Annotated in this window: 28 protein-coding genes and 1 tRNA gene; 8 read left to right on the top strand and 21 right to left on the bottom strand. The window is 66.8% G+C overall.

Features of this window, described 5'->3' with window-relative positions; all coding sequences use genetic code 11:
• Window positions 1-146: 146 nt before the first annotated feature.
• From JWQ81_RS04160 to JWQ81_RS04170, 3 genes are all read right to left on the bottom strand, one after another.
• Window positions 147-620: a hypothetical protein gene (locus tag JWQ81_RS04160; protein WP_297537647.1), complete on the bottom strand. Its 474-nt coding sequence runs from the start codon at window positions 618-620 to the stop codon at window positions 147-149.
• 4 nt (window positions 621-624) lie between these two features.
• Complete coding sequence (locus tag JWQ81_RS04165) at window positions 625-753, bottom strand: hypothetical protein (protein WP_297537649.1); 129 nt, start codon at window positions 751-753, stop codon at window positions 625-627.
• A 251-nt stretch (window positions 754-1,004) separates the two neighbouring features.
• On the bottom strand, window positions 1,005-1,217 hold the full coding sequence (locus JWQ81_RS04170) for a DsbA family protein (protein WP_297537712.1): 213 nt from the start codon (window positions 1,215-1,217) through the stop codon (window positions 1,005-1,007).
• On the opposite strand from JWQ81_RS04170, the gene JWQ81_RS04175 reads away from it, so the two are divergent.
• Entirely contained in the window at window positions 1,125-1,562 is a 438-nt protein-coding gene (locus JWQ81_RS04175; protein WP_297537651.1) for a hypothetical protein, read from the top strand. The genes JWQ81_RS04170 and JWQ81_RS04175 overlap by 93 nt on opposite strands.
• Before the next feature lie 74 nt (window positions 1,563-1,636).
• On the opposite strand, the gene JWQ81_RS04180 is transcribed toward JWQ81_RS04175, so the two are convergent.
• Complete coding sequence (locus JWQ81_RS04180) at window positions 1,637-2,218, bottom strand: sigma-70 family RNA polymerase sigma factor (protein ID WP_297537652.1); 582 nt, start codon at window positions 2,216-2,218, stop codon at window positions 1,637-1,639.
• Between the two features lie 63 nt (window positions 2,219-2,281).
• On the opposite strand from JWQ81_RS04180, the gene JWQ81_RS04185 reads away from it, so the two are divergent.
• Window positions 2,282-3,025 (top strand): zf-HC2 domain-containing protein, encoded by a 744-nt coding sequence (locus JWQ81_RS04185; RefSeq protein WP_297537654.1) that lies wholly within the window; start codon window positions 2,282-2,284, stop codon window positions 3,023-3,025.
• Window positions 3,026-3,121: 96 nt separating this feature from the next.
• Here the strand turns inward: JWQ81_RS04185 and JWQ81_RS04190 are convergent, their stop codons facing one another.
• From JWQ81_RS04190 to JWQ81_RS04235, 10 genes are all read right to left on the bottom strand, one after another.
• The gene (locus JWQ81_RS04190) at window positions 3,122-3,808 is read right to left on the bottom strand and encodes a response regulator transcription factor (RefSeq protein ID WP_297537656.1); all 687 of its coding nucleotides are present in this window, start codon (window positions 3,806-3,808) and stop codon (window positions 3,122-3,124) included.
• 26 nt (window positions 3,809-3,834) lie between these two features.
• A complete protein-coding gene (locus JWQ81_RS04195; RefSeq protein ID WP_297537658.1) occupies window positions 3,835-4,728 on the bottom strand; it encodes an alpha/beta hydrolase in 894 nt (297 codons plus the stop codon).
• A 95-nt stretch (window positions 4,729-4,823) separates the two neighbouring features.
• On the bottom strand, window positions 4,824-5,738 hold the full coding sequence (locus JWQ81_RS04200) for a sigma-70 family RNA polymerase sigma factor (RefSeq protein ID WP_297537660.1): 915 nt from the start codon (window positions 5,736-5,738) through the stop codon (window positions 4,824-4,826).
• 24 nt (window positions 5,739-5,762) lie between these two features.
• The gene (locus tag JWQ81_RS04205; RefSeq protein WP_297537662.1) at window positions 5,763-6,662 is read right to left on the bottom strand and encodes a LysR family transcriptional regulator; all 900 of its coding nucleotides are present in this window, start codon (window positions 6,660-6,662) and stop codon (window positions 5,763-5,765) included.
• Between the two features lie 137 nt (window positions 6,663-6,799).
• A complete protein-coding gene (locus JWQ81_RS04210) occupies window positions 6,800-7,693 on the bottom strand; it encodes a patatin-like phospholipase family protein (protein WP_297537664.1) in 894 nt (297 codons plus the stop codon).
• Window positions 7,694-7,854: 161 nt separating this feature from the next.
• A complete protein-coding gene (locus JWQ81_RS04215; RefSeq protein ID WP_297537666.1) occupies window positions 7,855-8,844 on the bottom strand; it encodes a Gfo/Idh/MocA family oxidoreductase in 990 nt (329 codons plus the stop codon).
• Between the two features lie 20 nt (window positions 8,845-8,864).
• Entirely contained in the window at window positions 8,865-9,707 is an 843-nt protein-coding gene (locus JWQ81_RS04220) for a class III extradiol dioxygenase subunit beta (RefSeq protein ID WP_297537668.1), read from the bottom strand.
• 2 nt (window positions 9,708-9,709) lie between these two features.
• Window positions 9,710-10,102 carry a protocatechuate 4,5-dioxygenase subunit alpha gene (gene ligA / locus JWQ81_RS04225; protein WP_297537670.1) on the bottom strand — a complete coding sequence of 131 codons (393 nt, stop codon included), beginning with the start codon at window positions 10,100-10,102 and terminating at the stop codon, window positions 9,710-9,712.
• A complete protein-coding gene (locus tag JWQ81_RS04230; protein ID WP_297537672.1) occupies window positions 10,099-10,980 on the bottom strand; it encodes an amidohydrolase family protein in 882 nt (293 codons plus the stop codon). Before JWQ81_RS04230 ends, ligA begins: the two co-directional genes overlap by 4 nt.
• Window positions 10,981-11,095: 115 nt before the next feature.
• Window positions 11,096-11,986, bottom strand: coding sequence for a hypothetical protein (locus tag JWQ81_RS04235; protein WP_297537674.1), 891 nt, complete (start codon window positions 11,984-11,986; stop codon window positions 11,096-11,098).
• 242 nt (window positions 11,987-12,228) lie between these two features.
• Between JWQ81_RS04235 and JWQ81_RS04240 the strand changes: the two genes are divergently transcribed.
• Window positions 12,229-13,551, top strand: a complete 1,323-nt coding sequence (locus tag JWQ81_RS04240) for a S53 family peptidase (RefSeq protein WP_297537676.1) — start codon at window positions 12,229-12,231, stop codon at window positions 13,549-13,551.
• Window positions 13,552-13,955: 404 nt separating this feature from the next.
• On the opposite strand, the gene JWQ81_RS04245 is transcribed toward JWQ81_RS04240, so the two are convergent.
• Window positions 13,956-14,603, bottom strand: a complete 648-nt coding sequence (locus tag JWQ81_RS04245) for a TetR/AcrR family transcriptional regulator (protein WP_297537678.1) — start codon at window positions 14,601-14,603, stop codon at window positions 13,956-13,958.
• A gap of 110 nt (window positions 14,604-14,713) precedes the next feature.
• On the opposite strand from JWQ81_RS04245, the gene JWQ81_RS04250 reads away from it, so the two are divergent.
• Window positions 14,714-15,655 (top strand): oxygenase MpaB family protein, encoded by a 942-nt coding sequence (locus JWQ81_RS04250; RefSeq protein WP_297537680.1) that lies wholly within the window; start codon window positions 14,714-14,716, stop codon window positions 15,653-15,655.
• Between the two features lie 247 nt (window positions 15,656-15,902).
• Window positions 15,903-17,033 carry a phosphodiester glycosidase family protein gene (locus JWQ81_RS04255; RefSeq protein WP_297537682.1) on the top strand — a complete coding sequence of 377 codons (1,131 nt, stop codon included), beginning with the start codon at window positions 15,903-15,905 and terminating at the stop codon, window positions 17,031-17,033.
• Between the two features lie 368 nt (window positions 17,034-17,401).
• On the opposite strand, the gene JWQ81_RS04260 is transcribed toward JWQ81_RS04255, so the two are convergent.
• Window positions 17,402-17,475 (bottom strand) — tRNA-Ile (locus JWQ81_RS04260).
• Between the two features lie 182 nt (window positions 17,476-17,657).
• Between JWQ81_RS04260 and JWQ81_RS04265 the strand changes: the two genes are divergently transcribed.
• A complete protein-coding gene (locus JWQ81_RS04265; RefSeq protein ID WP_297537684.1) occupies window positions 17,658-17,921 on the top strand; it encodes a hypothetical protein in 264 nt (87 codons plus the stop codon).
• Between the two features lie 251 nt (window positions 17,922-18,172).
• On the opposite strand, the gene JWQ81_RS04270 is transcribed toward JWQ81_RS04265, so the two are convergent.
• Both JWQ81_RS04270 and JWQ81_RS04275 read right to left on the bottom strand, forming a co-directional pair.
• Window positions 18,173-18,478, bottom strand: coding sequence for a hypothetical protein (locus JWQ81_RS04270; RefSeq protein ID WP_297537686.1), 306 nt, complete (start codon window positions 18,476-18,478; stop codon window positions 18,173-18,175).
• A gap of 245 nt (window positions 18,479-18,723) precedes the next feature.
• Window positions 18,724-18,966 carry a hypothetical protein gene (locus JWQ81_RS04275; protein ID WP_297537688.1) on the bottom strand — a complete coding sequence of 81 codons (243 nt, stop codon included), beginning with the start codon at window positions 18,964-18,966 and terminating at the stop codon, window positions 18,724-18,726.
• Between the two features lie 311 nt (window positions 18,967-19,277).
• Between JWQ81_RS04275 and JWQ81_RS04280 the strand changes: the two genes are divergently transcribed.
• A complete protein-coding gene (locus JWQ81_RS04280; protein WP_297537690.1) occupies window positions 19,278-19,634 on the top strand; it encodes a VOC family protein in 357 nt (118 codons plus the stop codon).
• An 81-nt stretch (window positions 19,635-19,715) separates the two neighbouring features.
• On the opposite strand, the gene JWQ81_RS04285 is transcribed toward JWQ81_RS04280, so the two are convergent.
• Window positions 19,716-19,949, bottom strand: a complete 234-nt coding sequence (locus JWQ81_RS04285) for a hypothetical protein (RefSeq protein ID WP_366942257.1) — start codon at window positions 19,947-19,949, stop codon at window positions 19,716-19,718.
• Between the two features lie 46 nt (window positions 19,950-19,995).
• Here JWQ81_RS04285 and JWQ81_RS04290 point away from each other — a divergent pair, with 46 nt between their 5' ends.
• Entirely contained in the window at window positions 19,996-20,127 is a 132-nt protein-coding gene (locus JWQ81_RS04290) for a hypothetical protein (RefSeq protein ID WP_297537692.1), read from the top strand.
• 39 nt (window positions 20,128-20,166) lie between these two features.
• On the opposite strand, the gene JWQ81_RS04295 is transcribed toward JWQ81_RS04290, so the two are convergent.
• Together JWQ81_RS04295 and JWQ81_RS04300 are read right to left on the bottom strand one after the other, a co-directional pair.
• The gene (locus tag JWQ81_RS04295; RefSeq protein ID WP_297537694.1) at window positions 20,167-20,802 is read right to left on the bottom strand and encodes a dienelactone hydrolase family protein; all 636 of its coding nucleotides are present in this window, start codon (window positions 20,800-20,802) and stop codon (window positions 20,167-20,169) included.
• A gap of 101 nt (window positions 20,803-20,903) precedes the next feature.
• The gene (locus JWQ81_RS04300; protein ID WP_297537696.1) at window positions 20,904-21,623 is read right to left on the bottom strand and encodes an FCD domain-containing protein; all 720 of its coding nucleotides are present in this window, start codon (window positions 21,621-21,623) and stop codon (window positions 20,904-20,906) included.
• Window positions 21,624-21,633: the final 10 nt, after the last annotated feature.

Raw genomic sequence — 21,633 nt, forward strand, 5'->3', positions numbered from 1 at the left:
CGGACAGCTCCCCTTCGGTGAGTGTCCACGCCGGCATCTGTTCCACGTCCACACAGCAAGCGTAACCGCACACTCGTTCGAACAGCATCACTCACACGGGTAGCATCTCGCGGAACAAAACCCTTACGCACCAACAAATCCCAACGTCAGGCTTCGAAGTATGCGGGAGCGGAAACCAGGACGCTTTCGAAGTACCGGCCATCCGGATCGTCGTCGGATTCGGGAACGGTGGCACGCCAGAGTGCCAGCAACAGCGCCTTGACCCGGTACGTACTGCCGCCCTCACTCTCGACGACCGTTGCCGACATGCTGAGCGTGCGAACGACTTCGTCAGCGCAAGTGCCGAACAGGTCCACTCCCGCGTACACAACCTTGACGGCGGCGGCAGGACGAGCGACCTCGATCGCCTCGACCCGATCGCCGCTGTCGAAGTAGGCGAAGATGGTCACCTCATTGTCCTGGCCGCGCACGACCAGCGAAGATTCCTTCCCAGCGCGGGAAAAATGCTTGACTACGCCGTAGTTCCCGAGCGTGCGCCATGCCTCCGCTCGCGAGGACCCGATGCGCACTAAGCCAACCCCGCGCGGCGGATCCAGTTCGATGACCATCCCCGAAGCCATCGGTTCAGTCGCCCGAGAAGCCCCAGAAGTAGATCTCGTGCGGTCGGCCGTCGCCCAGCGCTCGTACATGCTCCCGGGTCAGGACGTCGGTGCCGGCGACCTGACTGGCTTCGGCCGCCGATACCGGTTGCACCCTACCGATTCCGGCCTGTCATCGGCACGGACGAGAGCGAACATGTCGAAGATCGAATGCGTGCCTGCCTCCTGCGCCCTTCGGCGAAAACGCGCTGCCTCAACTGTTCTAACGCCGTTGCCAGGTCTTCCTGGTACGGCACGTAGAAGTCCCACCCCGATGCGCCCATGACTGTCCTCGGCTCCCTGTTCCGTGCGAACCAGCATTGCTATGCAAGCTAACCGGGACCACCGACAAAAATCGTCAACCCGTCACTGCGCCGCGGTCACCTGGTTGGCGGCGGCGAGCGCGGCGTTCGCGGAATCGAGCGAGTAGCCGACCGGGTTCGACCGGGTGTTGAGCAGCGGGACCATGTGGTAGCGCACGGCGAGTTGACCGGCGTTGATCTTGTGCTCGATCTGTGCGCCGAAGGTCTTCTGCAGCTCCCCGCAGATCGGGCAGAGGAAGTCTGCGTAGCGATCGATACTCGCCTTGGCACCAGGCTTGCCGACGTGACGACGACGCCGTCGCGAGTCTCGACGACACCGGCGTCCAGCGAGCTCGGGGCGGGCGCGATGGCCTGGCCCTTCGTCTCATCGCTCGACGAGGTGATCCAGAAGGCGCCGCCGATGACGAGCAACGCCACCACCACGATGACGCCGGCCACCACGATGCGCTTCTTCCTCGTCTCGCGTGCCTGCGCCGCGACGCGCTCCACCTCGGCCTTGCGGCGCAGCCGGTTCTCGATGTTCGAACCCACGTCTCATTCCTTCCCAAACCGGTCGTTGCGTATCAGAGTTCGGCCGTCCTCCGCGAAAAGTTCCTGGTGACGGAAATTAGCCCGCGATGAGCGGGGTCAGCAGCCCGCTCACGGCGAGCGGTGGCAGCGGCACGCGAAAAGACGTCAGAGAGCGTCGTTGTCGCGCGCTCGGGTGGCCTCGAGCAGGTCTTCGCGGGCCCGCGCTATCCGCGACCGCACAGTGCCTACGGGACAACCGCACACTTCGGCGGCTTCGGCGTAGGACAGCCCGAGAACCTGAGTGAGGACAAGGGCTTCACGACGTTCCGGCGCGATCCCGTCGAGCATGAGCTTGAGTTCGACGAGGTCTTCGAACCTGGCCTGGTTACGCGTGACCGTGTCGTTGCGCTGCTCGGCAACAGGTTCCCAATCGGTGCGCCCGGAAATACGCGGCCGCGCGGAGGCTGCGCGGATCTGGTCGACGACGACCCGGCGCGCGATGGACAGCAACCATGTCCGCGACGAGGACCGGCCGGCGAACTTCCGCAGGCTGGTGAAAGCCCGCAGGTAGGTCTCCTGCGTGAGGTCGTCGGCGCGGGCGGCGTCGGTCAGGTGCGCGACGAACCGCCACACGTCGGCCTGCGTACCGCGCACCCACTCGGCCAGTGCACGGCGGTCGCCCTTGCCCGCGGCGATGGCCAGCGCGGTGAACCGGTCGTCCTCATCGTGCGGGTACTTGCCTGGCATAGTGCGAGACAGTATTGCATCGTCATCCGGGAACTTCCGCGGCCGAAACGCGACTACTACATCGTGAGATGCGAGACATTCCGGGAAGCGCTGTCCGCCAGGCTCGACGGCGAGCAGGGTCCCGTCTTCGATGACGTCGTCGACAAGCACTTGACGACGTGCGCCGCGTGCCGGTCCTGGTACACCGACGCGCGGGCGATGCGGCAGTTCATCGCCGTCCGCGCGGCTCCGGTCGTCCCCGATCTCACCGAGCTGATCCTCGAACGTGCGCCTGCCCCGAGCGCCACGAACTGGCCCGCGCGGATCGCGCTCGGCATCGTGGCGTTCGCGCAGCTGACCCTCGCCGTCGCTCAGTTCCTCGGGGTGGCCACCGGAATGGGCGGTATGCAGGACGGGGGGTCGATGCTGGACCACCTCGGCCACGAGAGCACCGCCTGGAACTTCGCCGTCGGCGCCGGGCTACTGTGGGCCGCGCTCCGGCCGCGCGCGGCCGGAGGTCAACTGCCGCTGCTGAGCGGCTTCGTAGTCGTCCTGACGGTCCTGTCCGCCGGCGACCTGATCGGCGGCGAGGTCAGCGCCGGCCGGATCCTGTCGCACGTCCTCGTCGTACTGGGACTCGCCCTTCTTTTCTTGGTACACCGCCAAAATCGCGACGGCTACGGCTCAAGCCCGGCCGTCCGCAGCACCGCGGACACCGACTACGACGAGTTCGCCGATGCCGCCGACCTGGACGGAGGCGCCGACCCGGAGGAAGCCCGGCGCACCCGGCCCTGGCGGCGCCCAGCCAGCCGCCACCACGCGGCCTGAGTCACCGACGTCCTACTTTGGCGCTTTTGCAGGGTCTCTTAGTTTCTAAGAGACCGCAACTCGCCGTCGAGTTGCGGTGAGGGCCACGCCTGGCGATCACACTGCCTCGGCGGTGCCGCCGTCGGTGACCTTGTAGCCGGCACCGTGAACGGTGCGCAGGTAGGCGGGCCGGCGCGGATCGGCCTCGATCTTGCGGCGCAGGTTCACCACGTGCGCGTCGATGGTCCGTGCGGTGATGGGCCCGTCCATCCCGTAGGCTTGTTCGAGCAGCTGTGCCCGGCTGAACACCCGGTCCGGGGCGGCCACCAGCGTCGCCAGGATGCGGAACTCGGCCGGCGTGCACTCGATCTGCCGGTCGCCGACCCAGACCTCGTGGCTGAGCGGGTCGAGTGCCAGGTGCCCGATCCGCAGCGGCGGGGTGACGCGCCCGGTCACCGGCGGCGGACGGCGCAGCAGTGCGCGCACCCGGGCCAGCAGCTCGGGCTGGTCGTACGGCTTGGTCAGGTGGTCATCGGCGGCCGGTTCGGACCCGTTCGCCTCGCCGCTGATCACCAGCACCGGCACGTCGAAGTCCCGGCGCAGCACGCCACACAGGTCCAGACCGTCCACAGTGGGCATCGTAATATCCAGGATGACCAGGTCAGGACGTGTGTAGCGCACCTCGTCGATCGCGGAGCGGCCGTCGCGGACGACGCGCACCGAATGGTCCTCGGTCAGCAGGTACCGGTGGACCAGCTCGGCCTGCTCGGGGTCGTCATCGACCACGAGGACGTACGCGCACACGCGGACTCCTTTCCGCTCGGGTTCCTCTATCGTGCCTGATCCGCGGTGGACGTGACGAAATCGGCGACCGCGCGGGTGAACTCGGCCGGCTGCTCGAGGTGTCCGAAGTGGCCACTGCGCTCGAGGACGACCTGCGTGGAGTCGGGAATCAGGTCGGCGAGCTCGGCTGCCCAGTGCGGGCCGCAGATGAAGTCGTGCCTGCCGACGACCACCAGCGCCGGGGTCTTGAGTGACGCGAGCGCCTCCCGGTCGTCGATCAGGTCCGGGGCTCCGTGCTCGTCCAGGCCGGAGACGAACGACCCGTTGACCGAAGCCAGCGCGGGAGCGAACTCCGACTCGCGGCTCCAGTAGTCGGCGAAGAAGGCCGGGAAGAGCCGACGGCTCACCGACGTGAAGGTTTCGTCGTCAGCGATCGTGGGAACCATCGCCCAGGCGTCGAGGACGTCCTGAAGCTTCGGGTTACCGGCGTTCTTCGCGGTGAAGGTGCCCAGGTTGCGGAGTGCTTCCTCGAAGTGCTCGCCACCCGTGGCCGGCGCGCTGTCATACAGGACGATCCCGGCAAGCCGGTCGTCGTGGTTGAGCGCGTAGTACTGCGTGACGAAGCCGCCGTGCGAATGGCCGAGGAGGTGGACCTTCGGGACGCCCAGGTGCTCGATCAAGCCGTCGAGGGCCTGCGCGTACCGAGCCCGCGAGTAGCCGTCGGGGTGCGCCGCGAGCCGGCCCGAACCGCCGGTGCCGAGCGGCTCGACGTAGACCATGGTCAGCCGCTCCTCCAGCGCGGGCATCCGCAGGTACTCCCAGGTGAAGCCCGGTCCGCCGGGGTGGGCCAGGCACACCGGACCGGAACCGGCGACGTGGTAACGCTGGGCGACGCCATCGAGTTCGATGGTGTGGGTGCCCTGGGTCAAACTGGTGCTCATGGGGGTAATCCGCTCTGTGATCGGTGGGATGGACACCGACAAGATGCGGAGCCGAGGGGAAAGTTCGAACCCCGACCAGTGATCGTCACCACAGGTCACGAAGGGTGGAAGAGCCGCACTCGCTCGATGCGTCCGCCGGCCAGCGACAGCAGCCAGACCACCGACGGCGGGCAGTGGTCCGGGTCGTCAGCGGGGCCAATCAGGTCCATCTCCCAGATGGTGAGGTCCCGGCTGGCGACCGAGTGCACCAGGCGCTGGCGGACGCCGGCCGCCAGGTCGCTGTCCATGCCGCCGAGCACGAGTTCCCGCCCGCCCAGCTGGCCTTGTCCACCCAGCAGCCGGACCTCCGGTGACCACCGTTCGGCCACCACCTTGGCGAACTCACCGCGCTCGGCGGCCAGCAGGGTCTCGACGCCTTCGTGGCGGCGGGCGGCGTTCAACGCGTCGGCGTCGTCATGCGCCAGCGCGGACGTCGACAGCAGCCCCTGGGCCATCTTCGCTCGCGCCTGGCTGAGCCGGCTCCGGACCGTCCCGACCGGCACGTCGCAAGCGGCGGCGATCTGCTCGTAGGACGTCACACCGCTGAAATGACGTAACAGGACGGCCAGCCGCAACTGCGGGGACAACTCGTCCATCGCGTGCCAGATCCAGTCGCGCAGCGCGTGCTCATCCACCACTTGCTCGGGAGTCGGCTCCTCCGACGGCGGGGCCCACAGTTCGCCGAACCGCACGTCGTGCGGGGCCCGAAGGCGCATCCGGGAGGCGTTGCGCACGACCATCCGCAGCCACGCGCCGACCGCGTCCGGGTCCCGTACGTCGCCGATCCGCCGCAGCGCGACCAGAGCCGCGTCCTGCAGGACGTCGTCCACCTCCGGCCGGTGCCCCAGGACGCTCAACGCCACCGCCCGCATGCCCGCCTGGTGCCGCGCGAGCAGAAGTCCGAGCGCTTCGACGTTCCCCGCCTGCGCGCTGCGCGTCAGCTCGGGATCGGTGAGCACACCGGCCGTCATACCGAATCACTCTAGGCCGCCTTCTCAGCAGGCCCGCGGCCTCCGCAGCCACGACGCGAGCGCTTCGACACTGCCCGCCGGACGTTCCCCGGTGCGGCGAACCAGCCCGACCTCCACCCGCGTCGGCGGACCGGCCACGCGAAGCGCCACAAGGGAGCCCAGCGCGGTCGCCCTGCCGAGGTCCGGCACGAAAGTGGCCAGAACGCCGAGGCCGGCGGACGCGGCGAGAAAACGCGCTTGCTGACCGTCGATCTCGAGTACCGAGTGATCTCCGGTCAGCCCGGCTGCCCGCAGCGTCTCCTGGTAGAAGCCGCTCTCTGCCCCGGTCAGCGGCGCGGTGATGAGACCGGCCGTGCCGATGTCCTCCAGAGTCACGTCTGCGCCGGTCGCCAGTGGGTGGTTCCGGGCTACGACGAAGGCCAGTTCGATTTCGTGCAGCGGTTCGAACGAGGCCTCCGCCGGCAGGTGCCAGCGGATTACGTAGGCGAGGTCGATCTCCCGGTCCAGCACCGCCTGCGCTTCCCGGCGGCTGTGGCCGAACCGCAGGGACAGCAGAGTGCCCTCGTGGTCACGGCAGAACGGCGCGATCACCTGCTGGAAGAAGTACTGCTGCTCGAACGCCATGCTCGCGCCGAGCCGGACCCGGCCACGGCGGCCCTCCTTCAGATCGGCCAGCGCCGCCGTCAGCTGGTCCTGCTCGGCGAGCATGGCCAGGGCCGCCCGGTACACCTCGTGACCGGCCGCCGTTACGTGCACAGCCCGGTCCTTGTACTGCAGCAGCTCGGCCCCGCACGACCGTTCCAGCTCGCTGACGTGGTGCGAAACAGTCGGCTGGGTGAGGTTCAGACTCCGGGCCGCGGCCGAATAGCCACTGCGGTCCACGACGCGGACGAAGACCAGCAGGCGGAACAGGTCCAAGTTCACGGACGAACTCCTTCCGCGGGGTCGTGGACAACGGTCATCGAATCGCCCGCGAAGAGCTCTGCAATCACACACAAGTCTCTGGTGAACGGGGTGTGATTTCGGTAAGTCTCCTGTTGTCCGGCAGGTCGCGAGTCAGCTCACCGGTTCCACCACTTCACGAGGTCTTCCGCGATGTCGTCAGCCTGGCTCTCGCCGGCGGCAGCCGCGATGTCGATGACGGCCGGGTCGAGCATGTCCTGGGGCTTTTCGTAGAACGGCACCGAGACGATCACCCGCACGTGATGACCGCGCTCGGCGAGAACGGCCTCTTCGCGGGCGATCACGGCGGAAGGCATCGGAGCCAGGATGAGCACTCGGCCCGGCAACGAATCGGCGGGGAAGGCATCCCCTTCCGGATCGAGCAGCAAATCGGCGTTCGTGTTGGAGCGCACACCACCGTCGACCCAGACCGACCCGGCCACGGTGACCGGCGGCGCGGCTCCGGGCGCCGCGGTCGAACACGACACCGCCACCCCCAGCGGAATGGCGTCCGCCGCCGACCACCCGTGCGCGACACCGGTGTTGGCGTTGACCGAGACGGCTCTGAGCTGACGCGGCCACGCCCCCTCGGGCAAGGCCTCCTTCCACAGCTGGTCCGCCTCAGCCGCCGAAATCGGCGTTATCGCGGCGATCGCGGCCTGGCCGATCTTCACCGCCCGATCCGGACCGTGCGGCCCGCCGTCGGCCAACCGGCGCAGCAGCGCCGGGTCACCGTGACCGGCCGCGGCGTTCTTGGCATGCCACGCGGCCCGCTTCTGCATCAGCCCGGGCAAAGCCGGAAGACCGGCCGGATCCATCGTCAGCCAGGCGCCCGCCACCGAGCCGGCGGAAGTCCCCAGCACCACGCCGGACTCGGACAGCGGCAACCCCGCGGATTCGAGACCGTGCAGCAGCGTCGACGTCCACGCGACCCCCACCGGCCCACCGCCGCCGAGGACGAGCGCGTTCAGGGGAACCAGCGCGGAATCTGCCGGTTGCCGATGTTCGTTCATTCGAAACTGTCCTTTCCTGCGTGCGCCGGCTGCCACGACACACCAAGGTCTTGACATTTTCGGTCTGCCTAAACCGATAATATGGCGCCATCGGGCAACTCACTGGCATGTTGCGGACAACGAATGGGCAAAAACAGACAAGGCCAGATCGTCACGCTGCCCTACCGTGCCGGCATCGGCGCGACGCCCGGCGTCGAAGTACTGCAACTAGCCGATTTGCTGCCCCGGCGCTCCAGATCGGCGAGGATCCGGTAGCACGGCAACACGGCCGCGGCGCTGGATTCGGGTTCGCGGCCCTGGCGGATAGCGTCGACGAACTCACGGTCCTGGACCTCGATGCCGTTGCTCGACGCTCCGACGCCGGACAGGTCGATCTGCTCACCGTGCCCCGTGAAGAGATCGTCGTAGCGGGCAAGGTAGGTGCCGTTGTCACAGATGTACCGGAAATCTGTCCCGAATGGACCGTCATTGTTGAAACTCAGCGACAGCGTGCAGATCGCCCCGCCCGCCGCGCGCAGCTGGATCGACAGGTCCATCGCAATGCCGAGGTCCGGCCGCACAGGTCCCTGTAGCGCATGCGCCTCGACGATCTCTTCTCCGGTTTGATAGCGGAACAAGTCGACGGTATGCGCGGCGTGATGCCACAGCAGGTTGTCCGTCCAGGTCCGCGGTTCGTTGCGTGCGTTCAGGTTGCTGCGGCGCATGAAGTACGTCTGCACGGTCAGCTGCTGCAGCGCGAGCTCGTCGGCCTCGACTTTCCGGTGTATCCACCGATGCGACGGATTGAAGCGCCGGGTGTGCCCGACCATGCACACCAGCCCGGTCTCTCGCGCGACAGCGACGATCCGCTCGGCGTCGGCCAGGTTGTCCGCGAGCGGGATCTCCACCTGCACGTGCTTGCCCGCCCGCATCGCGGCGACAGCTTGTTCCGCGTGCAACTGCGTCGGCGTGGCCAGGATGACGGCATCGACGTCGTCGCGCGCCAGCACTTCGTCAAGATCCGCCGACGCGTGGGCGACGTCGTATTTCGCTGCGACGTCCCGTGCCTGGTCAAGACGTCGGCTCACGACGGAAGTGACGACGACGTCGTCGATCTCGGCGAGTGCGTCCAGATGCTTGAGGCCGAAAGCCCCGCCGCCGGCCAGCGCCACCCGCAAGGGTCGGACAACCATCAGGAGGTCGGTTCCAGGACGAGATGGCCGACCGCGGTGTTCGACGCCGGCACGTGGTAGAACCGGTAAAGCTCTTTGACAGCCTCGCCGAGGGCTCCGCGCATGATCAGCCACATCACCATCTCGATCCCCTCCGAGCCTGCTTCGCGCAGGTACTCGAGGTGCGGCAGCTTCCGCAGCGCCTCGGGATCGGCGGTCAGCTTGTCCAGGAACGCGGTGTCGAACCCCTTGTTGATCAACCCCGCTCGCGGCCCCTGCAGCTGATGGCTCATGCCACCGGTCCCCCACACCTGCACGTCGAGGTCCTCGTCGTAAGCCAGCACCGCGCGGCGGATCGCCTCCCCCAGCGCGTAGCACCGGTTGCCGGTAGGAGGTGGATACTGCACCACGTTGACCGCGACCGGAATGACCTTCACCGGCCACTTTTCGGTCTGTCCGAACATCAGGGACATCGGCACGGTCAACCCGTGGTCCACATCGAACTTGTTCATGATCGTGATATCGAACTCGTCGAGGATCAGCGACTCCGCGATATGCCAAGCAAGATCTGCGTGCCCTTCGACCACGGGTACCGGTCGTGGCCCGAATCCTTCGTCAGCGGGGCTGAAAGAATCCGCGCAGCCGATGGCGAAGGTCGGGATCATCTCGAGTGAGAACGACGTCGCGTGGTCATTGAAGACCAGTACGACCACATCCGGCTTCTTCTCCGCGATCCACTTCTTCGTCCAGTCGTAGCCGGCGAACACCGGGCTCCAATACTCGTCACCGGATTTCCCGTGATCGAGCGCGGCGCCGATCGCCGGAACGTGGCTGGTGGTGATTCCCGCGGTGATCCTTGCCATGTCTAGCGACCTTCCCTGACGGAGCGCTGCCCCTCCGGGGAACGTCCCCCGGCGACCATCATCGCGACGTAGTCCTCGGTGGTCATGCCGACCATCGTGCTCACGGCGGCCGGGAAACTCGTCCCGTCAGTGGCGAAGATCTTCGCGAGGAAGTAGATATTGCCGCCCTCGGCGATCGCCGCGTTCCAGTCCCGATCTACGACGGCTTGCCGCTGTGCCGAAGTCAACAGCCACTCATCGAGGTAGGCACTCTCTTCAGTCTTGAACCGGGCACGGTTATCCGGTTTGAGCAGGCTCATGCAGAACTGGTTGAGCTGGAAGCCTTTCCGGCTCTGCCGTCCGGTGAACACTGTCGTGCCGGGAATGTCGTCGAAGTCGTCGTCGCTGGGATTCACGCGTAATCACTCCAATAAAGGCGGGCCGGATTGTCCACCAACAGGTACTGACGGAGCTGTTCTGTCACCGCGATGCGCGGGACGAAGTCGACGAGCCGGCCGTCGTCGGGCACGTGGCTCTTCAGATTCGGGTGCGGCCAGTCTGTGCCCCACAGCACTCTGTCCGGAAAGGACTCGACGAGGGTCTTCGCGAACGGGACCACGTCGTCGTAGTCCGGCGGGCCGGCGACCGACAGCCGATCCGGACAGGTGACCTTCGCGTAGAATTGCCGGTGGTCCCGCATCAGGGTCAGGAAGCGCTCGAACTCGGGCCCGTCCACGGGTGCGGTGACGTCGGGCCGTCCCATGTGGTCGACCACGACGACCGTCGGAAGTGAGGTGAAGAAGTCCCAGCGCTCGGCGAGGTCGGCGGCTTCGAAGTAGACGACCACGTGCCAGCCCAGCCGCGCGATCCGCTCGGCGATGCCGCGGTAGTAGGCGTCAGGTTTCGGATCGACCAGGCGCTTCACGAAGTTGAACCGGACCCCGCGCACCCCCGCCTCGTGCAACTCCGCGAGTTCGTCGTCGGTGACGTCAGGCCGGACGGTGGCCACCCCACGAGCGCGGTCACCGGAGGCCCGCAACGCGTCGGCCATCGCGCTGTTGTCAGCGCCGTGACAGGTGGCCTGCACGATGACGTTCCGCTCGAAACCGAGGAAGTCGCGCAGCTTGAACAGTTCGTCCTTGCCTGCGTCACAAGGGGTGTACTTGCGTTCGGCCGCGAACCCGAACTCCGATTCGGGGCCGAACACGTGACAATGCGCGTCGACCGAACCCGGCGGGAGGGTGAACTCCGGCAAACTCGGGTCCGGGTGGAACGGCAGCCAATCGGCGTCCATCACAGGCCCCTCGCCGTCAAGACGGCGTCCAGGCGCGGGTACACCCGTCGAGCGTTGCCTTCGGCATACCTGTACTCCTGCCTCTATCTCCTGGTCACGCATGCGGCCGTGCTGCTCACACGAGGACGACGTCGTTGAACGGGGACTCCTTGTCGACGTCGAGGTCGAGAAGTCCATGCGCGTTCATCCACCGCTGGGTGATGTCGTACATCTCTTTGGTGTAAGGCTCGAAGACGATCCGCTCGCCGGGGCCGAAGCGCCGCACGTCGACCCGCTCGGCGATGTCCTGAGGCAGCTCACGAGACCAGTACTTCAGGTACTTCTCCGGCTGCAGGTCGATGTCGCGCTGCGCCTTCTCCAAGGCACGGAAGTACTTCTTCGTCTCCTCGTGGTCGGCCGTGCCGGCGACCAGGAAGCCGACCGCGAACGTCGCATCAGCGAGCTTGCGGTAGCCCAGCTGCTCCATGACGTAGTACTGACCGCCGAACACCGTCGCGGCCTGCACCTCGCCCCGGAGCAGACGCCGAACCCGGTCGTTGGGCAGGCCCTGGAACGACAGCTTGATGTCCTCGAAACGGACGAACGGCTCCAAGGCCTGGATCGTCGCATAATGGCTACCCGAGTGGTAACCAACAGCGACGTCCACTCCGGCGAGGTCCTCCGGACGACGCAGATCCGACTCAGGCGCGACGAAGATGCCCGCGGGAGTGACGGAGTAAGCGCTGCCCCACATCTTGCCCGAGCCAGCGGCGGCCACTGCGTTCACCGCCCAGTGACAGGCAGCCGACACGTCGCAGCTGCGGGAGTCGGACATGTCCTCGAAGGCACCCTTGCGCACCTCGACCGGGACGCTGTCCGCGGACTGCACAGCTGAGGTGGCGTGGGCACCACTGGACAGTCCGTTGGCCTGGAACTCGTAGTCGAGGCCTTCTTCGGCGAAGTAGCCGTGCTCCTCCGCTACCCACTCCTGAAGCCTGGTGTGGGGCTGAATCACGTACTTTCCCATAGCCCGTCCCCTGACGTTTTCGCTGGCTGCCGCGGTGGCGTACCTCGACGTTATGGCGGGCCGACGCTCCCGACAACGGGCTGCGATCGATGGTGGTATCGCGCTTTTCGATGGACGGTGTTCGCCGACGGGAGCAGCCGGCGGCCGAGGTTTCACTCGAACGCCGCTAGTTCTGGCGGCGACCGGGTGTGAGGCTCAGCCGACTGCACTTCACTGGGGGGCCAGAGCATTCAGGAGGACTCGTGCGCGCACAGTCGCGCCGCCTACCGGCGGCACTTTCCGTTCTCACCCTCGCGGCGGCGGCCGTCACGGGCTCCGCCGCGTCGGCCGTGGCCGGGTCGATGACCCCGGCGCTCGGGGCGCATCCGCAGTACGACCGCGTGGCGCAGGTCGCGGTAAGACCGGCCGCGACCACGTTCAGTTGCCAGACGACCACTCCGGCCGGGTGTTACGGCCCGGCGCAGGTCCGCGCCGCCTACGGGGTGGACAAGCTGGCCAAGTTCGGGCTGGACGGCACCGGCCGCACGATCGTCATCGTGGACGCGTTCCAGAGCCCGACCATCCAGGGGGACCTGGCCACCTTCGACACGCTGTTCGGCCTTCCCGCCCCGCAGCTGGACATCGTCGCGCCGGACGGGCTGACCCCGTTCGACCAGGCCGACCCGATCCAGACCGGCTGGGCGGGCGAGATCACACTCGACGTCGAATACGCGCATGCGATCGCGCCCGGGGCGAAGATCAAGCTGGTACTGGCCAAGAGCAGTAACGACCCTGACATCTACTCGGCACAGCGCTACGTCGTCGACCACAATCTCGGCGACGTCCTGTCGCAGAGCTTCGGCGAGGCCGAGCAGTGCATGGACCCGGCGATCCTGAAGAACACGCACAAGCTATTCCAGAAGGCGCAGGCCAAGGGCATGACCGTGTTCGCGTCCTCGGGCGATCAGGGCGCGGCGCAGCCGACCTGTGACAACACCTCGTTCTTCAAGGCTGCCAGCACCCCGGCGTCCGACCCGCTCGTCACCGGCGTCGGCGGCACCATCCTGGACGCCGACGGCATCACCGGTGCCTACCACAGCGAAACGACCTGGAACGAGCCCGCCTTCGCCGCGGCAGGCGGCGGTGGCATCAGCACCGTGTTTCCCACCCCGGCCTTCCAGCACGGCTTGGGCCTGTCCGGCCGAGGCGTGCCGGATATCGCCTACAACGCGGCGATCATCGGCGGCGTGCTCGCCGTCTGGAGCAGCTCCGGGCAGGGCACGAACCTCGTGTTCCGGTTCGGCGGCACCAGCGCCGGCTCCCCGCAGTGGGCGGGCCTCACCGCGTTGGCCGACCAACTGGGCCACCACCGGGTCGGCTACCTCAACAACGCGCTCTATGCACTGGGCCGCAGCCCGCTGTCCGGGTTGCTGCTACACGACGTCACCACGGGCGACAACACCTACCACGGCGACGTGACCGTCACGGGCTTCCCTGCCGCGAAGGGCTGGGACCCGGCTTCAGGGCTCGGCTCACCCAAGGCCGACACCCTGGTCCCCGCACTGGCACTCGCCGCAGGCCACTGATCTGGAAGTGGTCTTCCCTCAAGGCCACGACATGGCGACCCTCGCAGTGCGTCCAACGCACTGCGAGGGTCGCCATCAGGATGGCCTTGAGGGTTTCACGGCGCACGACAGCGCGGGGCGGGAACGTCGTGTCGGATTCCGGTCTACAGCAGCAGGACTGGGGGCCGGTGTCGTTACCCCTCGCAACTCGACGGCGAGTTGCGATCCTTAGCGTCCGCAACGATCGCAACTCGACGGCGAGTTGCGAAGGTCGACGGGGAGTCGTCGACGCGGCGCGGACACATGATCACCACGAGTGGACGCGTGATCACAGATCGCGGACACGCCAGGATCCGACCCAGCCCCTGGCGTGTCCGCCGTCCCGGCACTTGAGTCGCTCGCCGAAAGTGTGGCACTGAGGGCTTTCAGACGAATCCGAGCATGCCGGTAACGGCCTTGATCGAGGCGCGGAACCGGTCCGGGGGAAAGGTTTCCGGCTCGGTCAGGACCAGCCGCGCGGCCATTTCGAACAGGGCGACGGCGGTCTGCGCCAGGATGTCCGGTTCGAGGCCTGGCGGGGTCCCGATGCGCGCCAGCAGAGCGTTCGCCAGTTCTTGCGCGCGAGCCAGCACGACGGATCTTGCCTGTTCGCGGGCGGCGTGGAACTCGGCGGGCATCTCGGCCATCGGCATCACGATGCAGTGCCAGCGGTCCGGGGTCTTCCTTGCCGCGTCGAGGAAATCGGCAAGCAGCGTGGCGAGCGCGCCGCCGGGATCCTCGCTCAATCGCTGCCCGACATCGTCGGGCAGGATCGCCAACAACTGGTGCAGCGCCTGTTCGTGTTCCCGGCGCAGCAGTGCGGTCAGCAGGTCCGTCCGACTGGCGAACACGCTGTAGACGACCGGTTTGGTCACGCCGACCAGCTGAGCGATGGCCTCCATGGTCACCGCGCGCTGGCCCTGGGTCGCGACCAGGTGGAGCGCGGCGTCCAGCACTGCGGCCTGGCGCTGCGCGGCCGGGATCCGCGGGGCGTAGGCGCGCCGCTTGCCCGTTGCCGGTGTCACCGTTGCCATGGGTCTCCGTGCTGGTCAGGGCCGTTCCGAAGAACGGGCTGGACAAAGCTACGCTAGCGTAGCATATTACTACTACGGAGTAGCAATTGGGCGTCCGGTTGGAGGAGCACATGCTGAGGTCAGACGATTCTGCAGCCGGTCAGCCGCGTCGGCTGGACTACGGCTTCTTCGGTCCCGATTCGCCGACCTGGAAGGTATGGACCCAGCCGACCGCGCTGATCGGCTTCCAACGCTCGGTCGTGCTCGAACACTTCGACCCGTTCCTGGCCGCCGCCGTCGCGGATCAGCGCGGCATCTACCGCGATCCGGCCGGCCGGATGGACCGCACCCTGGCCTACTTCCTCACGGTCGCGGTCGGCGACAGCCGCACCGCGATCGGGGTGTCCGATCACCTGATGAAGGTCCACGCCGCCGCGACCGGGATCGAGCCGATCAGCGGGAAGCGCTACAGCGCCAACAATCCTGACTCGCAACTGTGGATCCACGTGACCGGCTGGCATTCGGTGCTGAAATGCTACGAGCGCTACGGTCCCGGCCCGCTCTCGCGCGACGAGGAACGCCGCTATTGGGCCGAATCCGTGATCGCCGCCGAGCTCCAGACCTGCAAAACCGCCACTGTCCCTGCTTCGCGGGGGGAAGTGCGGGAGTACTTCGCGCAGGTGCGGCCGAAGCTGTGTACCTCGGAACGGGCCAACGAGGGTATGCACTACCTGCTGCGCATACCGCGCGCCTCGGGAAACGCGAAGATGTGGGCGGTCAGCAGGCTGATGGCGCCCGCGACGATCGCCACGCTCCCGAAGTGGATGCGCGAACTCGGCAACTTCGACCAGCCCAGCGCGCTCGACGCCGCGATCCTGCCCGCCACCCGCCTTGCCATGCGCGCCGCGAGGAACCCGGCGGTCACCCTCGGCATCCTCACCGGTTCGATGCCGATGACTCATCGGACGATGCATCAGCACCTCAAAGGCGCAGCGCCGGAGCACGCCAAGACGACCACCCCGGCCGAAGCCCGCGAACACTACGGTCGGACGGCAGAAGCCGCGGCGAGTTGAGGATTCCCAGGTGAACTGCTTCTAGCCGGCCGTGGTGCAGCTGCCCCCTGCGCGCCACTGACCGGCGCCGTTCGTCCTGGGGTTTAGCCCTCGTGAAGTTCCCGCGCAATCCCGCGTTTCCCACTGCATTGTTTTGCCCAGCCCTTACTCTTCCTTGTCCGGCCGGGCACCTGCGCGCTCCTACCGTCGACTTATGCCGAATACAGCGGGATCTGCGGACGGTCAACCCGCACATCAGTGCGGTCCGATGCGGCGCACGCGGCGGCGGTGGAAAATCGCGGGCGTCGTACTCGCCGTCGCGATGGTCTATCCGAGTGTCACCTATGTACAGGCATTAACCTATCCCGGAGCCGCGAGTTTCACCGCGCGGACAACCGACTGGCTCCGCTCGATGGGCGCGGGCCCGGTTGTCAACGCGGCCGAAAACTGGTGGTACACCAGGCATGCACCGGCCAACACACCGCCGGACAGCACGGCGTTGCCGCAGCGGACGGCACACGCCCCCTCCCCTGCCGCACAAGCCGGCCCGTCGAATCTGCGTGTCACGGCACCAGTGGCCGGTGAAGGCGTCTGGGTCGCGGGGGCTCACGCACCCGACGGCACGGTCGCGTCGTACACCACCTTCGTCCGCCCTGACCCCCGGCACGCCAGCGTGGTCGCCGGAGTCGCCCTACTCGATCAGAACGTGACCGCCACCCATCTCGTCGCCGGCACGAAGGAGCCAGGCGGCTCCGGCTGGCCCGAGCAAGCTCAGGTTCCGCAAAGCTGGCGTCCGACACTGCTCGCGACGTTCAACTCGGGGTTCAAGTTCGCCGACACCGCCGGCGGCTTCTACAGCGACGGACGGTTCGCCAAGTCCTTGAAGGACGGTATGGCGTCACTGGTGATCGACCGCGGCGGGCGCGTGTCGGTGGCCGAATGGGGACGTGACGCGACGATGACCCCCGACGTCGCTGCCGTCCGCCAGAACCTCCACCTGGTCGTCGACAACGGACGGCCCGCCCCCGAACTGACCTCGAACCCGGCCGGGTTGTGGGGCAGCGCCAGCAACCAGTTCCAGTTCACTTGGCGTTCGGGTGTCGGCACCGACCAAGCCGGTCACCTGGTCTATGTCGGCGGTGACCATCTCACGCTGTCCACCCTGGCTGCGGCAATGGCCCAGGCCGGAATCATCCGCGGCATGGAACTCGACATCCACAGCGGCATGGTCGCGTTCAACACCTACCGGCCCGATCTGCCCGGTGCTCGGCCGGTCAAGCTGCTGCCGACGATGCCCGCCCCGGCGGACCGCTACCTGCGGGCCGACCAACGTGACTTCTTCGCTGTCACGCTCAGGCCATCACCGCAGTCGAATCCCCTGTCCCGGCAACATTCCTGAGCATCTTTAGTCCGTTCTCACCCGGCACGACGCGCGCACTACCCGTCACTGTCCCTTTTGGACTTCTCATGCACGGGTTCGGATAGCACGAGCGCCGGGACGAACCGCCGGCACCGAGCGGGCCTCGCGTCGGCCAACCGGCACCACGCGACTTTTCCGACTGCATCGTCAATCTGAGTCAGACAGCCGTTGAACACCCGAGGCGTGGACGCGGGGCCTCACGCCCAGCGCGGCGTCACCCTCCGGCCTGTCGGTTCGAACCCACAGGCTGGCAGTCACCCGAAACGCAGCAGCCGCCAGTCTTATTGACACCCTGCCAAGATGATCACGAAGGCCAGGGAACCACCAGGTCAGGGCAACCTTTAAGGTGGGGCGGGTCGGGCTCGAACCGACGGCCAAGGGATTATGAGTCCCCTGCTCTAACCAACTGAGCTACCGCCCCCTGCGCACCAGAGCAAACCAAGCCAGGTCGAAGCACGTTCGCATTCGCACATCCACCCCAGTACGTTTTAAGTTATCACAGCGTTTCGCGAACCGGACGCGGTAGGCCGAACAGGTACTCATCTGCCCGAACGGGCGGTATTCGTCTAGTTTTCTAGGACATCGCAGGACTGGACGGAACTCATGCCAGGTTCGGACACTGCTACCCGCTGGCGGAACGCGATCCTGCTGGCACTGGCAGACGCACTGATCGCGGGCATGACGCTGGGCTATCTGATTCGCGAGAACCGGGCGGTGGTGGTGTCTCATCTGAGCTTGATCTCCCTGGCAGCCGTTGCCGCGGTGAGCGTGGTGGCGTTGCTCGGCCGAGTGGTCCGCACCTTGGACCGTGCCGATCGGCAACTGGAAAAGATCCTCCGAGATGAACTGCGCCGACGTGAACCTTGAACCACAGCCCAGGAAAATGGAGTTCTCAGAACTCGTCCGCGCGGGATTCGCCAAACAGCCGACAGAACTCCGCATCACCCCTTAGGATGGATCCCGGGACCCCGGCGCCCACCTCCCCCTCGGAGCGTCGGGGTCCCGCCTCGTCTGCCGGGCCGCCCTTGACGTTGGCCCGGCCCGCAGAGCTTCCCCCTCCGCGGGCCGGCGCCATTAGTAGAACATACGTTCGACTGTGCTGCTGAGCGGGCCCGCGCTTAACTCGTCCGAGTGGGTAACGAAGGCCAGACGGCCAGCGGACCAGGACCGTCCAGCAGCTCTTTCGCTTCCGCCAGCGGATCGCGGCGCGGCGACAGGAGCAGGCGCGACACCTTCGCGTTCACCCGGGCGGCAGCCACCACGCCGGTGGCGCCGGCCAGTGCCAGGACCACGAAGCCGGTCGCGACCAGCAGCGCCGTGGGCAGGTCGCCGACGAACGCCGCGCCGATCAGCAGCGGTACTCCCACCGAAAGCACCGCCAGCACGTACGTCGTGAGCACCACGCTGGTCGCGACGGCGAACAAGGCCGCCGCTGTCTTCGGTATCGCAAAGACGTCGTGAAGGCACGCCTTGACCTGATCCCGCCGGTTCTCGCCTGCCCCCTCGCGGCATCGCGTTTCTCCGCGACAACCCTCGCGGCGAAATTCGCGGTCCGCCGCAATCCGGGCAGCACGTTGTTCCAGAAACCATTCCGCCGCTGGCTGCAAATTTCCGCTCTGCCACTTGGCCGAAAAGTACGGTGGATGCCACCCTCCGGCTCGTGACGCACTCAGGACAACATCTGCATTCCGCCGAAGATGATGGCCAGCAAGGTGCCGATGCCGAACCCGACCATGAGCGCGCCGCCCACCCTGGGACGTAACCGAACCGCCGAAAAAGCGAGCCCCAACGTCAGCATCAGCCAGACGCCGACAAAAGCCACGTGCGTCATCATGGTGGTGCTCAGGGAATAAGCGACCTTGGCGCCGCCGGCGACCACCAGCGCGGAACCGACGACAGTCGCCAAACTCACCCAGCGGTCTCTCGCCAAGCTCCCGGTTCGAACGCGGGTTGAATGACTTTGCGACATGACACCCTCCTTGGTTGGCCTGTCCCCACTCTCACACGAATTCGGCACCGTGACCCTTACCACTTGGTGACGTACCCACGGTCACTTCAGCCGGGATGGGCAGGGACAAATGACCATTGACGTAACCCGTTGGTCGGAACTCCGGTGAAGCGTGTTCTTCCACAGCGGATCGACGGGCTTGCGCCTCTCTGGAGTTTGATCCAGGCTGGCAGGAGTGTCCGGCTTCATCGGCACCGACGACCAGAGGAGTGACGATGAAACCGCTCGCTGTCCACCACGTCTCGATCGTCGTAACCGATGTGCGCGAGGCAGCCAGGTTCTACACCGATGTGCTGGGCATGGAGCTGCGCACCGACCGCCCCGACGATCTTGGACCCGGCGCCTGGCTGAACGTCGGCGACCAGCAGCTGCATGTACTCGAAGGCGGCAGCCTTCCGGGTGACGTCGGCCAGCATTTCGCGATCCTGGTCGGTGATCTCGACGCGGCAAAGGACGAACTCGGCGCCGCTGGTCTCGCCGTCACCGACGCGAGCCCGGTCGGAACATCCCGGCAGGCCTTCTGCCGCGACCCGTTCGGCAATCTCATCGAGCTGCACGAAGTGGCCCGGTGATCCTGGGAACCGACGTCGTCCTCGGCCACTGATGGTCCCGGCTGGAATCAAGCACCCGCTCCAGCTCGCTGGTGCCAGTCGTCACAGCAGGGTCCGGGCCACCATGGTCGCGCCGAGGACCGTCATCAGCGCCGCGATCAGGCTGTCGAGGACGCGCCACGAACCCGGTCGGGCGAAGAACCCGGTGAGCAGGCGCGCACCGACACCGAAGGTCCACCGCTGCGAGCCGTGGCTTGCCGCGATCGAACCCAGCAGGAGCACGGTGTCGAGGTAGACGTGCGGGTTCAGCCAGGTCAGCGCCAGGCAGGTCCACACCGATCGGCGCGAGGTTGTCGAACTCGCCCCGGAACATCCCGTCGACGTGCCGGTGTACTGGCAGCAAGGGAAACTCGACTCGCCTTCGCTGGCGGTGACGGCCGCCGTGATCGCCGAAGCCGCCGAGCTGAACCTGCACGTCGGGAAAACCCCGAACCACGGGATACGGCGCCGGTAGGCTCGTGCCCCACCAAATCCTCTCGCCCGACGCCGCGAGCTAAACCTGCGCGGCTACGAAGGCGGCAAGGTCGACCACTTCCTGTCCGGCCACGTCGTGCCCGAGGTTCGGATAGACCCGGACATCGGCGGTTGTGTGCGTCTCCATCCACGCATCGGTGCGTTTCACCGCGCTGGCAGGAATAACCCAGTCAACCTCGCCACGGCCCCAGAACACGGGTGGCTTCGAGCGGGAAAGTTCGTTGTCCCCGGCTTGGGTGTCATCGACGACAAAACCCGCAAGGCTGACTCCGTAGGCGAAGCGTTCGGGAGCGTGTCGCATCAACTGCAGCACCATTCCGCCGCCCTGCGAGAATCCGAGCAAGCCGATCGAGGACGGTGTCGGCAGCGTGTCCAACCAGGACAGGACATCCAGAACCGCCGCGTTCGCCACGTCCGGCCGAGGATCGCCGATCGGATTGCCGGCACTGGGAAACCAGGCGTAACCTCCAGCCTCGGCGTAGCGGGCCCGCACCGAGGCCACCACGACGTCGCGAGGCAACCGTGGTGCCAGGCGGAACAAATGGGTCTCGTCATAGCTCCACCCGTGCATCATCACGAGGAGCGGACGATTCGCGCGATCGCGTTCGTTCGCCGACCAAAGTACCGCCGCCGGATCGAGTCCAGGTTTCGCCATGATTGAATCGCCTTTCTTCGCAAAGCCGCTACTGACGACTCTGCTCGAAAAAGACAACCGCGTCCAAGACCTGATCTGACGCCTGTGATACCTCCCGAGTATCAGGCGTCACGCAATAGCGCGGTATCCGAGACGGCGGTGATGTGCGCCGCCATGGCTGCTCCTGCGGCAGCGGTGTCACCCGCGCGAATGGCATCGGCGATCTTGCGGTGCGCCCGCAACGATTCCTCCGGTCGCCCGGCCTGCGCCAGCGATTCGATACGACTTTCCCTGACCAGCTCGGAAATCTCGATCATGAGGCCGGCGAGCAGACCCGAGTGCGCGGCATGCGTGACGGCACCATGGAAGAGCTCGTCGCCGGCGACCCCGCGGCCGCCATCGGCGATATCACCAGCCATGACCCGCAGGGCATCGTCGATCGCAGCGAGGTCCTCGGCGGTATGGCGCTGAGCCGCGAGGGTGGCGAGCTTGACCTCCAGGGCCTCGCGAGCCTCGATGACCTCCTGCAACCGGTTGCGGCGCGCACGCAACGCGGCCAGCACCTGCCGTTCTGGCGGGATGTCCAGGATGACGGCGCCGTCACCGTGGCGTACGTCGATGATGCCCTGAACCTCGAGTGCGACCAGCGCCTGACTGATCGAGGCGCGGCTGACACCGAGCAGGGACGCGAGCTCGCGTTCCGGCAAAAGCCGTTCGCCGACGTCCAACCCTTCGCTCTGCACGTAGTCGAGCAGCCGTTCGACGAGCTGCTCGTACAGGCGGGGACGGCTGACGGGCCGCAGCGTCGCCGGGCGCTTCCTTGGTGCCGCCTCGCGTGTCACGGGCCACATT

The organism is Amycolatopsis sp. (assembly GCF_025464955.1).
GTDB lineage: Bacteria > Actinomycetota > Actinomycetes > Mycobacteriales > Pseudonocardiaceae > Amycolatopsis.

Coding starts and splice junctions, on each gene's coding strand:
- JWQ81_RS04200 (WP_297537660.1), bottom strand. CDS start 5,738: ATGACGGCCGGTGTGCTCACCGATCCCGAGCTGACGCGCAGCGCGCAG.
- JWQ81_RS04195 (WP_297537658.1), bottom strand. CDS start 4,728: ATGAGCACCAGTTTGACCCAGGGCACCCACACCATCGAACTCGATGGC.
- JWQ81_RS04295 (WP_297537694.1), bottom strand. CDS start 20,802: ATGGCGAAACCTGGACTCGATCCGGCGGCGGTACTTTGGTCGGCGAAC.
- JWQ81_RS04160 (WP_297537647.1), bottom strand. CDS start 620: ATGGCTTCGGGGATGGTCATCGAACTGGATCCGCCGCGCGGGGTTGGC.
- JWQ81_RS04245 (WP_297537678.1), bottom strand. CDS start 14,603: ATGGCAACGGTGACACCGGCAACGGGCAAGCGGCGCGCCTACGCCCCG.
- JWQ81_RS04250 (WP_297537680.1), top strand. CDS start 14,714: ATGCTGAGGTCAGACGATTCTGCAGCCGGTCAGCCGCGTCGGCTGGAC.
- JWQ81_RS04210 (WP_297537664.1), bottom strand. CDS start 7,693: ATGAACGAACATCGGCAACCGGCAGATTCCGCGCTGGTTCCCCTGAAC.
- JWQ81_RS04230 (WP_297537672.1), bottom strand. CDS start 10,980: ATGGACGCCGATTGGCTGCCGTTCCACCCGGACCCGAGTTTGCCGGAG.
- JWQ81_RS04280 (WP_297537690.1), top strand. CDS start 19,278: ATGAAACCGCTCGCTGTCCACCACGTCTCGATCGTCGTAACCGATGTG.
- JWQ81_RS04255 (WP_297537682.1), top strand. CDS start 15,903: ATGCGGCGCACGCGGCGGCGGTGGAAAATCGCGGGCGTCGTACTCGCC.
- JWQ81_RS04265 (WP_297537684.1), top strand. CDS start 17,658: ATGCCAGGTTCGGACACTGCTACCCGCTGGCGGAACGCGATCCTGCTG.
- JWQ81_RS04180 (WP_297537652.1), bottom strand. CDS start 2,218: ATGCCAGGCAAGTACCCGCACGATGAGGACGACCGGTTCACCGCGCTG.
- JWQ81_RS04235 (WP_297537674.1), bottom strand. CDS start 11,986: ATGGGAAAGTACGTGATTCAGCCCCACACCAGGCTTCAGGAGTGGGTA.
- JWQ81_RS04220 (WP_297537668.1), bottom strand. CDS start 9,707: ATGGCAAGGATCACCGCGGGAATCACCACCAGCCACGTTCCGGCGATC.